The organism is Wolbachia endosymbiont of Drosophila willistoni, from assembly GCF_040084705.1.
GTDB lineage: Bacteria > Pseudomonadota > Alphaproteobacteria > Rickettsiales > Anaplasmataceae > Wolbachia > Wolbachia pipientis.
This window is the reverse complement of record NZ_CP157591.1, coordinates 788,407-804,922: the sequence shown is the minus strand read 5'-3', so window position 1 is coordinate 804,922 and position 16,516 is coordinate 788,407. Positions and strand designations below refer to the sequence as shown.

The window sequence follows — 16,516 nt, the reverse complement described above, 5'->3', positions numbered from 1 at the left end:
AAGCTTGGGTTAATGTTAAGTAAAACAATAAAAACTGCAAGTAAAACTTAAAAAAAGGTATTGGAAGCTCGGCAGAATAGTTTGTTGGGGTGTGAGCTACGGAAATATTTTTGAATTTGTAATTTTTCAGAAAGCCCTATATTCTTTAGTTTTACATAGCGAACATGAAGTCAAAGCATTATCCTGATACAGTAAGTAGTCCTGATTTTTTATCGTTAGAAAAGGAAATCATAAAATTTTGGCAGGAAAACAAAGTTTTTGAGCGGTCAGTTGAAGAACGTTCCAAGGATAATTGTTTTGTCTTTTACGATGGGCCTCCGTTTGCAAATGGACTTCCGCATTATGGACATTTACTCACTGGTTTCATCAAAGACGCATTTGCAAGATATCAAACTATGCTTCAAAAAAGGGTTGAACGTAGATTTGGCTGGGATTGCCATGGATTGCCGGCTGAGATGGGTGCAGAAAAAGAACTTGGAATATCTGGTAGAACTGAGATAGAGAAGTTTGGTATAGATAAATTTAACGATCATTGCCGTACTTCTGTGATGAAATTTTCATCAGAGTGGGAGAAGTATGTAAATAGGCAAGCAAGGTGGGTAGACTTTCACAATGACTATAAGACTATGGATAAATCATTCATGGAGTCGGTCATGTGGGCATTCAAGCAGCTTTATGATAAGGGTCTGGTGTATGAATCAGTGCGCGTTGTACCATATAGCTGGGCATGCGAAACTCCATTATCTAATTTCGAAACAAGGCTTGATAACGCGTATAGAGAAAAAGTTAGCAAAGCTGTAACTGTTGCATTTGAGCTTTTAGAAAACCCACAGCAATTTAAAAGTGTTAAACGAAAGTGTAAATTACTTGCTTGGACTACAACTCCTTGGACGTTGCCGAGCAACTTGGCTTTAGCAATAGGAAAAGATATTAAGTATTGTGCAGTGTCAGTCCACCCTTTGATGTCATTCCAGCGCGTGACGCTGGAATCTATTTCTGGATCCCAGTGTCTGGGCACTGGGATGACAGGGAGTAGTGAAGGAAGTTCAATGAATGGTGAAATATACATTTTTGCTGAAAGCTACTTAGAGAAATTTATCAGCCACTCTGAACAAAACAATATTCCATATGAAAACTGCAATATAAAACTTAAAGCGAATGATCTTGCAGGTCTTTCTTACAAACCACTGTTTGACTATTTTAAAGACACAAAAAATGCATTTCGCGTTTTTATTGCTGATTATGTGACGGAAGAAGACGGTACTGGCGTTGTGCATACTGCTCCTGGATTTGGTGAGGAAGATTTTTACCTTTGCCAAAGCCATGATATTCCAGTTATTTGTCCAATTGATAACAGTGGAAAATTTACTGCTGAAGTTTCAGATTTGGCAGGGGTTCATGTTTTTGATGCCAATGATACAGTAATAAAAAAATTGAAAGGGCAGGGAAGTTGGTTTAAGACTGAGCAATATATTCACAATTATCCACACTGCTGGAGAACTGACACTCCTTTGATCTATCGAACTATGCCTTCTTGGTATGTTGCTGTTACAAAATTCAAAAGCAGAATGGTAGAGCTAAATAAGAGAGTTAATTGGATACCAAACCACATTAGAGATGGTCAATTTGGAAAATGGCTTGAAGGGGCACACGACTGGTCAATTTCACGCAATCGATTCTGGGGTACGCCAATCCCTGTATGGAAATCAGATGATGCGAGATATCCAAGAGTAGATGTATATGGTTCAATAGAAGAACTGGAGAGAGATTTTAATGTTAAAATAGACGACTTGCACAGACCATTTATCGATACTTTAACAAGACTAAATCCTGATGATCCAACAGGAAAATCAGTTATGCGCCGTGTACCTGACGTGTTTGACTGCTGGTTTGAATCTGGCTCGATGCCATTTGCGCAAATCCACTATCCGTTTGAAAATAAGGAGTGGTTTGAATCTGCGGATTTTATCACTGAATACATAGCGCAAACCAGGGGGTGGTTTTATACGCTCTTTGTATTGTCCACTGCTTTGTTTAATAGGGAACCATTTAAGAACTGCATATGCCACGGTGTTGTTTTGGATGTAAAAGGGCAAAAATTGTCCAAACGTTTGAATAACTATGCAGATCCAATGGAGGTTTTTGATAGATACGGTTCTGATGCACTGCGTTTTCTTATGCTTTCTGGATCTATTATTTGTGGTGGTAATTTGCTACTCGATAAAGAAGGAAACTCAATACGAGATGTTCTGAAAAACGTAATAAAACCTATTTGGAACAGTTATCACTTTTTTACTATGTATGCAAATGCAGATGGAATTAAAGCTGAAGTTTGTAAGGATTATCAAAGTACTATTGATCGCTACATGATTTCCAAATGTTTTGAAGCTGTAGAAAGTATCCAAGCTTCTATGAACAGCTATAGCTCCCAAGAGGCTTGCAAAATTCTGATAGATTTTTTTGAAGTGCTGAATAACTGGTATATTCGTCGCAGTCGCGAGCGTTTTTGGAAAAGTGATTTGGATCATGATAAAACTGATGCTTATAATGTTCTATATACGGTTTTTTATTACATACTAAGAGCTGCAGCTCCTTTGTTGCCACTTATAACAGAGAATATATGGCAAGGGCTTAAGTATGAAGAAACATCTGTTCATTTGGCTAATTTTCCACAATTAGAGAAGTTTGATAGTCAGCTCATTGCCAAGATGGATCTAGTGAGAGAGGTGTGCAACTCTGCACTTTCGATCAGAAACACTTTTAATATACGTATCAGACAGCCGCTTGGCAGTATGATCATTTATCATCAGTCTTCCTGTAGTTTTCTTGAAGGTGAACCGCTTTCTGTCATCCCAGAGTTCTCTCCTGTTATCCAAGTAGCTGACACTGGGATCCAGTGTGCTGCAGATTCAAATGAGTACCAGGAGATGATAAAAGATGAGGTGAATGTAAAAAGCTTGGAATTAGTAAACAGACTTGAAGGTATTGCATCACTAGAGTTAAAGCTAAATTTCCCACTGCTTGGGAAAAGAATTCCAGACAAAATCAAGAAGCTAGTTCAATATGTCAAGGAGGGAAAATGGAAGCAAGTTGAGAATGAGCAGATATTTCTAGGAGACGAATCAGAGAACTATATTATAGAAAAAGGCGAATATGAACTATTGTTAAAAGCAAACAGTGAATATTCCTCTGTATTTGATAACAATAAAGGGATTGTCATTCTAAATACTGAACTAAATGATGAATTAATTCTAGAAGGGTTAGCGAGAGATGTCATGAGGCTCATTCAAGAAACCAGAAAACAAGCTGATTTTCATATATCAGATAGAATCAGAGTAATAATCAAAACAGAAGAAGAGAAAATTAAGGAAGCAATAAATACGTGGTTTGAATATATAAAAGAGCAGACCCTTGCCTTATCTTTGGACATTAATACAGAAATTGGAACTAACTTCTATTCTAAGGAATATCAGGATTTAAGTGTTAGTATTGAGCGTTAAATTTTTAATAAAGTTGCAAGATTGTCAGTATTTATGCTATACTTAAGGTAATTGGATAAGGTTATAATATGAATAAAGCTGTTGCAGATGATTATGAAGAAGTTGTTAACAATAGTGGTGGTTTAGGTAAAGCAGAATCTGTTGTTACTTTGGAGGAGGAAGAAGAGTTTTTTGATGCTATGGAAGCTGTTTCTAATGTAGAAGAAGGGAATAATTTAGGTCTTGCTACTTCAGAAGAGGAAGAAGAATTTTTTGATGCTGTGGAAGAACAAGAGCCGTTAGCTAATTTTAACGTTCCACTCAGTATATTTCATTATAAAGATTATAACTCTGATTTTTTTACTTCCTGGTATAATATATCAAGCGAAATATTTAAGGAAATAAATAGAACTTGCCCAGAAAAGAAAATATTAAATTTAGCTCTGTCAGTTTTAATGCTTCCTTATATTGCTTTTACTGCACTGGGATTAGTCGTATGCAGTAGATTTCAAGCAAACAGCAAGACACAAGACAGTGTAGGGGAAGATAAGACAAAAAAGAGTGAAACTGGCGTGCCAAAAAGATTGGCATATGGTGTTCTTGCTGCAATAGCAATTTTTGTTAATATGGCTGTACTTGTAGCCTTAGTTGTTCCTGCAACAATTGCTTTGGCTACTTTTTATCTTTTAAATAGAGATTTATCTCACTCTTTAGTTACTGCTCTTAAAATAAGTATGGGGCGGTATTCTAATAAGCATCAAAATATTGAGGTGTCTTTTCATGAAAAGGAAGTTACTGGACCAAATATTGCGTGGGATATGGAAATAGAATTTCCACCGCAATTTAAACGATTGCTTAGAGATTTGTATGAAAATGAAAATAACAAGTGGTTTGATGTGACGCGGAATTCAGAGCATAGCATCGTACTGAAATTGTCAACTAACATCAATTTAAAAAATGGTCTTAAGCCCTTACGCAATGAAATCAAGGATGTGCTTGCAACTTCTATTCAGGAATTTGCGAAGACTATGGAAGAACTGATAAAGCTAGAAAAGAAAGAGATTACATATGATAAATTGAAGGAATTATTGAACGAATTCAAGTCGAAAGTGGTAGATAGTATAGGTCCTAATTTGACAAGTCACTTAATACAAAGTGCTTATCAAGTTGCCTTTATACAAGCAATTAAGTTTCAGCGAGATAGACGGGGAGAAGATTTTTCGCTGGAAGATGAGATAAAAAATTCTTTAGTGAGACAGGAATTAGAGAGTTTAAGAGGAATAGGTCAAACAAGGTGTAACAATATATATAAGAAATTAAAAGAAATACATGAAAACAGTAGCTTAACAAATGACACCTTAAAAAGGGGGTTAGAAGACCTTTTTAAATTCGAATATGATGATCAAGAGATTGAGCGCAGGCTGATAAAATCAGTAATGAAAAAAGTTCAAGGTAAGTTAAGTCAATCAGATATACCGGATAAGGAGAAGCAAAGCCTAAGGAAGCAGCTTGAAGATTTAGAAAAAAAAGTAAAGGTTCCATCGGATAAGGAAGCTTCAGCTAAAATAAATGACTTTATAGAAAAGATGTATTTAGAAATAAAAAAATATAAAGTGCAAAGGTTACTTCGAGAACAAAAAAAGGGTGTTTTACGTTTATGCAAGAAATTAAGAAAATATGGTGAATCAGGTCTAGCAGAAATAATTGAAGCTTTTCGCGTGCAAGATGAAGGACATTTAGAAAAATCTACATTAGAACAAACACTCAAAGATCAAAATAAGCGTTTACAAGCTGAACAAAATAACAGGGAAAAAGGGCATCCGGGTACAAGATCAATAGAAGTGCTCTTAAAAAGGAATGAAGAAATTCTGAAAGCATTAAAACAGTTAGAATTAGGCAAAAAAGAATTATTGATAAATGAAGAAACAAAAAATGATTATAAAGAAGAACTAACGTCTCGTGAAAAAATAAAATTTGCAGTAATAGAAGATGATTTACTGAAGGTATTCAAGCTTGAAATTTTTGATGAAAAAGAAATCAAGAAGTTATTAGAAAGAGCAGAACTGGAGTACTGTTTAGCAGAAAAACGCATCAAATATCCTGTAATTAAAACAAAAGATAATATCAAACATTTTAGTCAAAATTTATTGTCTCCTTTGATAGACAATTTGACAAAAAATATAATAAATAATATACCAGGAAATAGTGAAGGTTGTATACAGAAAGTTAAGAACTGGAGTAAAGTTATGTTTGGTGCAATAAAGATTGGAGCATCAAATGCTTATAAAGAGACTACAGAGAGAAAAGCGTTAAATGTGGCACATAATACTTATAAAGAAGGAGAGACATTTCTTCAATGTTTTCAGTCAAATTATGAAGGTATTGGAGCCTTTTTAGGTAATTTATTTTCTGATGATGGGGTAACATTTAAAAATGATGTGTGGCCTAAAATAGAAGAGCATTTGCATGGAATGTGGGATAGATTTTTCAAGGATATTGAATTCAATGTTGGAAATAAATTGGATGAAGTAAGTGTGACACAGCAACGGCAGGAAACTATGATTGTGACTCAACGATAAGTTCTCAAAGTTCCTCCGGTATTTTCACATACTAAATTAACTATAGCACTTGATTCTTTTTGGATCTCTTTTTCAGTTAAAGTGTGGATTGGAGAGCAAAAAGTAACTGACAACGCTATAGACATCTTATTCGGTTCTATATTATTTCCATGGTATACATCGAATATCAAAACTTCTGTGATGAGCTCTGAGCTTTTTTTTATCACATTGATTATGTTACCTACTTCCACATCCTTATTTACTATAAATGCAAAATCACGTTTTACACTTTGGTATTTATAATCGATAAATTTCTTTCTACTTACAGGTAAATTTTCAATATTTTCTAGTATTACCTCAAAACCTACAACTTTTTGCTTGATATCAAAAAGATCTAATATATTAGGATGCAACTCTCCAAAATAACCTGCTACTTTATTCTTAAAAGAGAGAGTGCCTGACTTTCCTGGGTGGTAATGTTCTTTTTCTGCTTTCTCTATCGTTAAATTATCACAATTAACGTTAAAAAACTCCAAAGCTGCTATGCAATCAGCCTTTGCGTCAAAAACATCTACTTTCCTATCAGTATTATAATGGTTTCGCGGTAAATTATTTCCTGACCTAATTCCACTTAAAACATACTTAGACTGAGCTTCACCATCGTAAATCGGCCCGATTTCGAAGATTGCAAGATCAGATATTCCATGGGCAATATTATCAGCAGTAACTTGCAATAAATTTGGCATAATACTTGGTCTCATTATATTAAAGCTATTGTTAAACGGATTATCGATGATAAATAACTTATTCGAGTAACCAAATTTTTCAGCTGTTGATTCACTCATAAACGACCAGGTTAGCACTTCATGAAACCCTCTGTTTGTCATCAAAATACGCAAATTGTCGTATGTACTATCTACTTCTTCAACATTATTTGGTAGTGGTTCTTCTTTTATTTTGTCATAGCCGTATATCCTTGTTACTTCTTCGATTAGGTCAGCCGGTATTGTCACGTCCGGTCTCCAGCTTGGTACTTGTACATTCCAATTGCCTTCGGTTTTTTTATCAATACTAAACCCTAGTTTCGTTAAGATATCAAGCACCTCATCAGGCGATACAGACACACTTCCAAACTTGTTCACATCCTGATAATCAAAGCTCACCTTGGTGTCAGCACTATCTAAACTGCCAGCAGACACTACGCTTGAGGTTTCTCCACCACATAAGTCCAGAATCATTTTAGCTGCAAGGTTGAGTCCATCAAAAGTAAATTCAGGATTAACTGAACGTGCAAATCTGTAACTAGCGTCTGTGGAGATGCCGAGCTGCCTTGAAGATTTAGTAATAGAGATGGGATCGAACCAAGCAGACTCTAAAAAGATATCAGTAGTTTCAAGAGTACATTCACTGCACTTACCACCTATAATTCCAGCAATTCCATGAATATTTTTATCACCTGCAATAACGCTTATGTCTTTGTTTAATAAGTATTCTTTACCGTTCAAACCAGCAAATTTTTCTCCGTCGTTTGCTTTGCGTACTGTGAGCTCTCCTTCTATTTTTTTTGCATCATACGCGTGCATTGGGCGGCTGAAAGATATCATAATATAGTTCGTGATATCAACTATTGCAGAAATGGAGCGCATTCCTATCGATTCCAGCCTATCTTTTAACCATTTTGGGCTTTCTTGATTTTTTACATTGGCGATGTATATTCCACTAATAAAACTTTCCCCGTCAGTAACTTCAACATCGATTGGTGAATTTATGGAGCTGGTAAGTTGTGGAATGCTTAAAGTCTTTAATTTCCCAATTCCAGTTGCAGCAAGGTCGCGAGCTATTCCATAAATGCCTAAGCAATCTCCACGGTTTGGAGTAACATTTATATCAATTACAGGGTCACAATTGAAAAATTTATCCCCTACTTTATAATCATCGGAAAGCTCGATTATTCCTTCACTTTCCTCTTGAACCAGCGCAAGTTCAGAAGCAGAGCAGAGCATCCCTTCACTTAGCACTCCTCGTATTTTTGTGGGCTTGATTGTGAAATCACTTTCTGGCAATGTGCTACCAAGAGATGCAAGCACAGTTTTCATACCTTCTCTAACATTGTTTGCTCCGCAAACTATTTGTAGAATTTTACTTCCGTCATCTACTTTACATAATTTTAATTTATCAGCATTTGGATGAGGTACGACTTCTAATACCTCTGCAACGATAAACCCAGTCAATCTGGAATTATCGATCACATCTTCTACTTCTAACCCTATGTGAGTTAATTTATCGGTAATTTCTTCTAAAATAGCATTGGTTTCTAAGTACTCTAATAACCAAGATAATGTGAATTTCATGGACCTAAAAAGAAGTGAAAAAGTTATTGTAATATAAAATGTAGTGCTTTTAAAGCTTGTTGTAGTGGAATACTTCTACATCATTGTTTATGATGTAGAAGCTTTTGTAACTTTATATCTTCTTGCGAAGAGAAAGAATTTTTTCTATATCACCTTTTAAATCTATCTCCAGAAAGAATTTAAGACTTTCATAATCCCAGGCATCCTCATCAATGTTACCATCAAAAAAGAAGTGTATTATTGCATTGTTGAGTCCTATGTAATAATCGCGAGTATCTTCGTCAAGGAAACAATCTACTGATTCGATGTATCCGTTACCAAATTCCTGCTCCAAATTTAAAGGATGATTAGTGTTAATAAAATCTATTTCGTTCATTATATACCTCACTAAAAATTAAATTATAATCAAAATAAGATATTAAGTCAAGATATTGAATAATTTAACAAGATTAGTAAATTTTAAAATACAGAGCTGACTGTAATTAACATTCTAATTACATATTTTGTTAATATGTTAATGTTATAATAATACAGAGCCTTATCTTAATTCTTGACTTTGTCCTATAAAATTCATACTTTATTTACTGTTTATAATTCAGATTAAAATGGCACTAAATCCACTGGAACAGTTTAAGGTATATACAATAATAGAGTTACCTAGGTTATTTGGGTATGACGTAAGCTTTACCAATTCATCTTTTTTCACGATGATTTCGGTGATATTGATGATACTCTTTTTGCTTTTTGGAATAAAGAAGGGGTCAGTAATACCAGGATATTTGCAAGCTGCAGTTGAGTATGTATATGATTTTGTTATTTCAATAATAGAAAATAACACTGGAAGCAAAGGCTTGCAGCACATTCCATTGATATTCACAGTATTTATTTTCATTTTATCGTGTAATTTAGTTGGTGTTCTTCCTTATAGTTTTACGGTCACAAGTCATGTGATAGTCACCTTCGCTTTATCGATGGTGGTTTTTATTTATATAACGATTGTTGGATTTAAAGAAAGGGGAGTAGAATTTTTACGCATATTGCTACCAAAAGGAACTCCTTCGTGGCTTGCACCTATAATAATTATTATTAAGTTGTTTGCTTATTTAGTAAGGCCGGTTAGCCTATCAATAAGGCTTGCAGCAAATATGATTGCTGGTCATACAATCATCAAAGTGATAGCAGGGTTTATTGTAAATATGAACATATTTTTCACTCCTGCGCCGTTTTTGTTCATAATTGCATTGATAGGATTTGAAGTATTTGTTGCAATTTTACAAGCTTATATATTTACTATATTAACATGTGTATATTTGTCAGATGCAGTAAAGTAATTGACTTCCTTGTAGAATATTTTACAATTATATTATAAAGAAATAATTAAAGGTAATATATGGATTTAGTAGCTTTAAAATTTATAGCAATTGGTTTAGCTGTGTTTGGAATGCTCGGCGCTGGTTTAGGTATAGCTAATATCTTCTCTGCTATGTTAAATGGGATTGCGAGAAACCCTGAATCAGAAGGTAAAATGAAAAGTTATGTTTATATTGGTGCTGCCATGGTTGAAATCATGGGATTGCTTGCGTTTGTACTTGCAATGTTATTAATATTTGCTGCTTAACAGATGCCACAGCTTGATGTTTCAACCTTCTTTTCTCAAGTTTTTTGGTTTTTAATTTTTTTCTCTTCACTTTTTTTCGTAGTAAGTTGTTTATTTTTGCCAAAGTTAGATGAAATAATAAGCACTAGAAGTAAAGAAGTATTGGGTTCTTTTAATAGTTCTGTTCATCTTTTAAGACTTACGGAAGATCAGATTACCAAGTATAACGCAGCTTTAACCCAAGCTAGAATACAGGCAAAAAAAATCATAGATGATGCACTTGCTCAGGTAGAAGAAATGAGAGCTAATGTTAAGAATATATTAGAAGAGGAAGATAAAAAAAAGAGCAAGCTTATTGAAAAAAAAGTGGCAGAATTTAAATCTGAATATACTGATCAGTTAAAACAAATGGCTACTAGTATTGCTTTAATTTATTATACTAAATTGACTAATTCTGAAATTGAAGAGGAATTTATTGCTGACTTGGTGTCCAAAGAATTTTAGGGGTTTTTATGTCTACATCACTGATTATCGGTCTTGCCTTCTTGGTAAGTTTTGTCCTTTCGTATAAATTGCTAAAGAAAGTGATAAAAAATGCGCTTAACAATAAGCGTAACAAAAGCAAATTTTCAAGTGAAGAAACTGAAAAATTCAGGAAAGATATGTTGGAGTATTACAAAAAATCTTCTAAAAAATACAAAGAATTAGATGCAGAAGTTAATAAAATGATGAATGAAGCACTTGATAAAGCTAATAGTATCATTAAGCACAATAGACAGCAGCTAGATCAGACATTAGATGACAATGCCCATTCTAACTTGAAGAAAGTCACTGACCAAGTTGAAAAAGCTCTTGGAGATTTACAGGCTAACACAGCGAGTATAGCTGCTGATGCTGTAAAAAAAATAATGCATGAACGTAAAGATGATAAGCGTAGTAGCGAGGTCATATCTTCATTTTCACGTGACTTAAATAAAAAATTGCATTAGGTTTAATGCCTATACTTCAAGCTGATAATGTAGAAAAAATTAAGTTTGATTCTAGTTTGTGCAAAGAGCAAGAGAAACTTTTTTACTATAAATTTAATATAATTCCTTGGCAAAAATTAAATGATACTACTTTTTTTATGGTTGAAGACACAAGCCGAGATATCAACCGTTGGGTCGAAGCTTATTACGGCATTGACTATGTATTAATAAAAGTGGATAGCGAACAGATTTTAAATCTTCTTAACTCGCACTTTGGTATTTCAGAATTTGCAAGCAACTACTTATATTACAAGAATCCTAATTTTTCAGCTAAAAGCATTAAACTAAGCTCAATATTTTTTGCTTCTTTCTTTATTGTAACTTCAATTTTAACACTAACAGAGAAATATACATATTTTGCTTTGATGTTGATATTTATAATCGGATGTTCTAGTTATTTATTCAAGTTTATAGCTACAGTTTTTAGCTTATGTGAAACCTCTAATCAAAAAGTGGATTATAGTAAGCTGAATGAAGAAGATTTTCCTATATATACTATTTTATTGCCTGCTTTTAAAGAAAGTGCAGTGATAGAGCAATTGATCGAAAGCATTGAAAGTTTGGATTATCCAAAATCAAAATTAGATGTGAAGCTTCAGGTAGAAAGTGATGACCAAGAAACGCTAGCAGCTATAGAAAAGTACACTTTACCGCAGTATTTTGAAGTAATAAAAGTGCCTCATTCTTTGCCTAGAACAAAAGCCAAGTCATGCAATTATGCTATGAGCTTTGCTAGAGGAAAGTATGCAGTAATATATGATGCGGACGATAAACCAGACCCATTGCAGTTAAAAAAAGCACTGATTGAATTTAATAAGGACGACGATAAGCTTGCCTGTGTACAGGCGAAATTAAATTACTACAATTGTGATTATAATTTTCTCACAAAATTCTTTTCTCTGGAGTATATGAACTGGTTTCAATACTTATTGCCTGGATTCCAAAAAATGAACATGCCGATACCTTTGGGTGGTAGCAGTAATCATTTTTCAGTAAAAATTCTAAAAGAAGTGTTTTTCTGGGATGCTTATAGTGTTACCGAAGATGCTGACCTTGGTTTGAGACTTGCGCAAATGGGATATAAAACCAGGATGATTGACTCAGAAACATTGGAAGAGTCACCAATTGCTGTATTTGCTTGGATTAAGCAAAGAGCGCGCTGGATCAAAGGCTATATGCAAACTTATATTGTTCATTTAAAAAATATAAAGTCACTTTATAAACACACTGAATTTAAGGGAATTTTGCTATTGAATCTTTTTGTTGGCTCTGCAGCTTTTATATTTTTTACTACTCCATTTTTACTGCTTTCATTGATATTAACTAAAGTTTTAAATGAATTATTTTTGTACTACTTTGTAGTGGTATACGTTACTAACCTGATTCTTTTGGTAATAGCTGTCAAACAGCAAAAGATGCCTTTTTATTTTTATATAGTATCGATATTTTTTCCGGTCTATAGTCTGCTACATAGTGTTGCAGCTTTTCTTGCCTTATGGGAATTTATTCTTTACCCTGAGCGATGGAACAAAACTCAGCATGGTTTATGGAAGCAAAACCTGTAGCTATTTGGCTTTTTCTCTGCTCGGTCATGGTAATTCTCATGGTAGGGATTGGTGGATTTACCAGACTTTCAAAAGCAGGATTGTCAATCACGGAGTGGAAACCCATTACTGGAACATTACCACCACTGAGTGAACAAGACTGGCTACAAGAAAAATTAAAATACGAAGCTACACCTGAATATAAAGCACTTAACTATGGTATTAGTATGGAGGAGTTTCGCGCTATATACTTAATAGAATATGTACACAGATTGGTTGCAAGACTAACAGGTTTAGTTTTTGTCCTGCCATTTATATATTTTACATTAAGAAGAAAAATATCTAAAAAGGTAGTAATAAAGCTATTTGTGGCATTATTATTTGGAGCTTTACAAGCTTTTGCTGGTTGGTATATGGTAAAAAGCGGCTTGGTAGCCAAGCCTCATGTTAGCCACTATAGGCTCGCACTTCACTTATTATTAGCATTAATTATCTTTGCATTATTTTCATATCAATTTTTTGATTACCAAATCAGGCCAAAGCAAACTAAACTTAAGATTAGTTGTAACACCAAGTACTACGTAGGAATTATTTTAGTTCTGATCATGATACAAATAATTTTCGGCGCATTTGTTGCAGGATTAAATGCTGGTCTAATTTACAATACCTTTCCACTAATGGACGGACAAATCGTTCCAGAAGATTTATTTTTCTTACAGCCTACATGGCTGAATATCTTTGAGAACAGAGCGACAGTGCAATTTATACATCGAGCACTGGCATTGCTAATACTAACTTTGGTAGTAATACTCACAGTAAAAAATGCTAGCATAAAACCGGTATATATTATGCTGCTCTCCGTCATCATTCAGATCATTTTAGGTGTAATTACTCTATTATTGCACATACCAATAGCCATTGCCATAGCTCATCAAGTGTTTTCATTTATCTTGTTTGGGTCAAGTTTGTACTTCTTATGTTATTTAAGAAAGCAGACTACATCACCAATCTGCACATTTTTTCCTTCTTGAACGGGAATATTTTTTATCACCATTGCTGCTTCAGCACATATGATATTTTCCATTTTCATTGCCTCCACCACAAATAAAGGTTGTCCTATTTCCACCTGATCTCCTACATTTACGTGCAATTTAACTAATAAACCAGATATTGGGGATTTTACAGCATCTGCTGAAATCCCTTCTGTTTCATTATTTAGCATTAACCTACTTAATTCAGCTACATGAGGCTTAAATATACAACACTCAGCTTTCATGCCTGCATGCCTTATGAAGTACTTGCTGCCTTGTCTTTCTATTTTAAGTGCTATATTGGTATCGTCATTAATTGTGATATATAGCAATCTATAACTTAATTTCCACTTGCCTATAACGGAGTATTTATTGTGATTATATACCGTTATTAATATATTATCTTGGTATTTTGCATTTACGGAGTACTCATTGTCATTTATATTCACTATGAATAAATCTCTTGCACGGTCACCTGCCATCCGAGTAGCTGATACTGGTGCCCCTTCTTTTTTACTAGATTCCAGTGTCACGCACTGGAATGACACCTGAGATGTTTCATTCACTGCTTTATGATGGTACCTTTCTTCATTTTCCAAATGAACATATAACGCAGTGAAAATAAATATTTTAATATACTCCTCTGTAACAAAATCGCCGTGAAACCCACTAGGGTAATGATCTGGAATGAATCTCGTATGGAGCTTTGCTGCGATAAAATTTGGGTGATGGAAGATGGATTCTAGAAATTCTATATTATTTGTTACTCCTTCTATATAGCATTCAGACAATGCTTTTTGCATTCTGCTGATCGCTTCTACTCTATCTTTTCCATATGTTATCACTTTGGCAATCATCGAATCATAGAACATGCTAATTTCTGAACCTGCAGCAACTCCATCATCTATTCTTACATAATCATTTTCACCCGGTTTATCGTAATATTTTATTCTTCCGCTGGAAGGGAAAAATTTCTTCGATGGGTCTTCAGCGCAAATTCTACTTTCTATTGCAGAACCAGTAAGTTTAATATCATCCTGATTGAATCTCAATTTCTCTCCACAGGAAGTTCTAATCATTTCTTCTACTATGTCTATTCCAGTTATAAATTCTGTTACTGGATGCTCAACTTGCAATCTCGTATTTACCTCAAGAAAATAGAAGTTTTGGTCTTTATCTACAACAAACTCAACAGTGCCTGCTGAAAAATAGCCAACTTGCTTTGCCAGAGAAACACATTGAACATACATTTTTTGTCTTACTTCTTCACTAATGAATGGACTTGGCGTTTCTTCTATTATTTTCTGATTATTCCTTTGTATCGAGCATTCTCTTTCTCCAAGACAAACTATATTGCCATATTTATCTGCTATGATTTGTATTTCAATATGTCTTGGCAACTCTATATATTTCTCTATAAAGATACTGCCATCCTTAAAACTTTTCTCTGCTTCATTTGTGGCTGATGTAAATGCTAGTTCAATTTCTTTTTTGGAGTTTACAATTCGCATTCCTTTGCCACCACCGCCTGATGCAGCTTTGAGCATAACGGGAAAACCGACCTCTTTAGCAACTTGAGCTGCGTGGGCAGCATCGCTGATCTTACCCATATATCCTGGCACTACATTCACTCCAGCTTTTCTTGCAGCTTCTTTTGCTGTTATTTTGTTGGCTGTAACTTCTATTGTTTCTGCACTGGGACCGATGAAGTCTATATTATGTTTTTGAAGAGCACGTGGAAAATCTGGATTCTCTGCTAAAAAACCATAGCCAGGATGAACTGCCTCAGCACCTGTTTCAACTGCTACTTCACATATTTTTTCAATGTTTAAATAACTGAGGCAAGATGGCGAAGGGCCGATATATCTTGACTCATCTGCTTGTCTTACATGCACAGAATTTACATCTGCATCCGAGTATATGCACACACAAGATATACCCATCTTATGGGCAGTTCTGATAATCCTGCAGGCAATCTCTCCTCTGTTTGCTATTAAAATCTTACTGTACTTCTTTTCTATCATCGTATGAGTATACTTTCTGAAGTTAAGAAAGTAAATTTCTATATCATTGCCTGCAAGTAATTTCTAGCTTCATCAAACACCTAAACTTTCTCCTGCAAGTTGTACATTAGCATTTTCCACTAAAGTGCTTTCGTTATGCAAGGCATGTATCTCGCTACATGCTTTAACTGACAGGTATGTGACCCCGCCAGAAGCTATTGCAACCATCGAGCTTAGTGCAAAAGATTGAGAAACTAAAAATAAAAAGTATAAAGACAAACATAAAGCAGCGATACATGCTATTGCTCCTATTATATATAAGCACAGGTGAAACTTCTGGTTACATATAAAGCTGTCTTTTATGCCTGCGATTTGCTTAATTTCTTTCTGTTGTGCAGCATTTAAGTAATAAAGAGGAGTTTCCCTCTTCTTATTAAAAGCATAGCCTTTACTGCAGAGCGCATCTTTAATATATTTTTTATTACATTTGAGTTCCTCTTTCAATCTGCTTACTTCTTTCCGATCTCCAGCTTCTTCTGCTTTCGTAATTTTGTTATTAGCTTCCTTCTCTAAGTCATTCACAATCTCTTGTACTGCAGGCAGCAAAATTCCACTTCTTGCTGCTTCATGAAATGGATTATCTCCATATTCATTATGCGCAGTTACAGAAGCAATGTTCTTCTTACAAATGTCTACAAATTTACCTTTGTTTTGTATTCTTGCAGCTAAATGCAGGAGATTACCTGCCTGTACTCTTTGTTTTGTTTTATCAAAAGGGCCGGTGTAACGCCAATTGATATTAGCTTCATTATCTGAAAGCAATTTTGCTATATCTACAAGTCCATCCATAACTCACCTCGCTATATTCAACCAGTACTAAATTATACAACACAATTTATGAAAAACAAGTAAATTTTATCTCTCA

12 protein-coding genes are annotated in these 16,516 nt (G+C 34.4%); 8 read left to right on the top strand and 4 right to left on the bottom strand.

Translation table 11 applies throughout. The annotated features are described in order from the left end of the window. Positions 1 to 164: 164 nt before the first annotated feature. Positions 165 to 3,500, top strand: coding sequence for a class I tRNA ligase family protein (locus ABL518_RS04080; protein ID WP_095742681.1), 3,336 nt, complete (start codon positions 165 to 167; stop codon positions 3,498 to 3,500). Positions 3,501 to 3,568: 68 nt separating this feature from the next. After that, positions 3,569 to 6,058, top strand: a complete 2,490-nt coding sequence (locus tag ABL518_RS04075) for a hypothetical protein (RefSeq protein WP_348994358.1) — start codon at positions 3,569 to 3,571, stop codon at positions 6,056 to 6,058. On the opposite strand, the gene pheT is transcribed toward ABL518_RS04075, so the two are convergent. Both pheT and ABL518_RS04065 read right to left on the bottom strand, forming a co-directional pair. Next, positions 6,049 to 8,388, bottom strand: a complete 2,340-nt coding sequence (gene pheT, locus ABL518_RS04070) for a phenylalanine--tRNA ligase subunit beta (RefSeq protein WP_095742682.1) — start codon at positions 8,386 to 8,388, stop codon at positions 6,049 to 6,051. The genes ABL518_RS04075 and pheT overlap by 10 nt on opposite strands. A gap of 112 nt (positions 8,389 to 8,500) precedes the next feature. After that, positions 8,501 to 8,764, bottom strand: a complete 264-nt coding sequence (locus ABL518_RS04065) for a hypothetical protein (RefSeq protein WP_010962582.1) — start codon at positions 8,762 to 8,764, stop codon at positions 8,501 to 8,503. Positions 8,765 to 8,993: 229 nt separating this feature from the next. Here ABL518_RS04065 and ABL518_RS04060 point away from each other — a divergent pair, with 229 nt between their 5' ends. The 6 genes from ABL518_RS04060 to ABL518_RS04035 are packed head-to-tail and all read left to right on the top strand — an operon-like array spanning position 8,994 to position 13,588. After that, a complete protein-coding gene (locus tag ABL518_RS04060; RefSeq protein WP_022626288.1) occupies positions 8,994 to 9,719 on the top strand; it encodes a F0F1 ATP synthase subunit A in 726 nt (241 codons plus the stop codon). Positions 9,720 to 9,778: 59 nt separating this feature from the next. Next, positions 9,779 to 10,006, top strand: a complete 228-nt coding sequence (locus tag ABL518_RS04055; protein ID WP_006014985.1) for a F0F1 ATP synthase subunit C — start codon at positions 9,779 to 9,781, stop codon at positions 10,004 to 10,006. 3 nt (positions 10,007 to 10,009) lie between these two features. Next, a complete protein-coding gene (locus tag ABL518_RS04050; RefSeq protein WP_010962584.1) occupies positions 10,010 to 10,489 on the top strand; it encodes an ATP synthase F0 subunit B in 480 nt (159 codons plus the stop codon). Between the two features lie 8 nt (positions 10,490 to 10,497). After that, complete coding sequence (locus ABL518_RS04045) at positions 10,498 to 10,974, top strand: hypothetical protein (protein WP_070356812.1); 477 nt, start codon at positions 10,498 to 10,500, stop codon at positions 10,972 to 10,974. 5 nt (positions 10,975 to 10,979) lie between these two features. After that, the gene (locus ABL518_RS04040) at positions 10,980 to 12,578 is read left to right on the top strand and encodes a glycosyltransferase family 2 protein (protein ID WP_348994357.1); all 1,599 of its coding nucleotides are present in this window, start codon (positions 10,980 to 10,982) and stop codon (positions 12,576 to 12,578) included. Then, positions 12,560 to 13,588 carry a COX15/CtaA family protein gene (locus ABL518_RS04035; RefSeq protein ID WP_022626285.1) on the top strand — a complete coding sequence of 343 codons (1,029 nt, stop codon included), beginning with the start codon at positions 12,560 to 12,562 and terminating at the stop codon, positions 13,586 to 13,588. Before ABL518_RS04040 ends, ABL518_RS04035 begins: the two co-directional genes overlap by 19 nt. Here ABL518_RS04035 and ABL518_RS04030 read toward each other — a convergent pair. Next, entirely contained in the window at positions 13,537 to 15,612 is a 2,076-nt protein-coding gene (locus tag ABL518_RS04030) for an acetyl-CoA carboxylase biotin carboxylase subunit (protein WP_095742684.1), read from the bottom strand. The genes ABL518_RS04035 and ABL518_RS04030 overlap by 52 nt on opposite strands. Positions 15,613 to 15,684: 72 nt before the next feature. After that, on the bottom strand, positions 15,685 to 16,440 hold the full coding sequence (locus ABL518_RS04025; RefSeq protein ID WP_010962589.1) for an ankyrin repeat domain-containing protein: 756 nt from the start codon (positions 16,438 to 16,440) through the stop codon (positions 15,685 to 15,687). Positions 16,441 to 16,516: the final 76 nt, after the last annotated feature.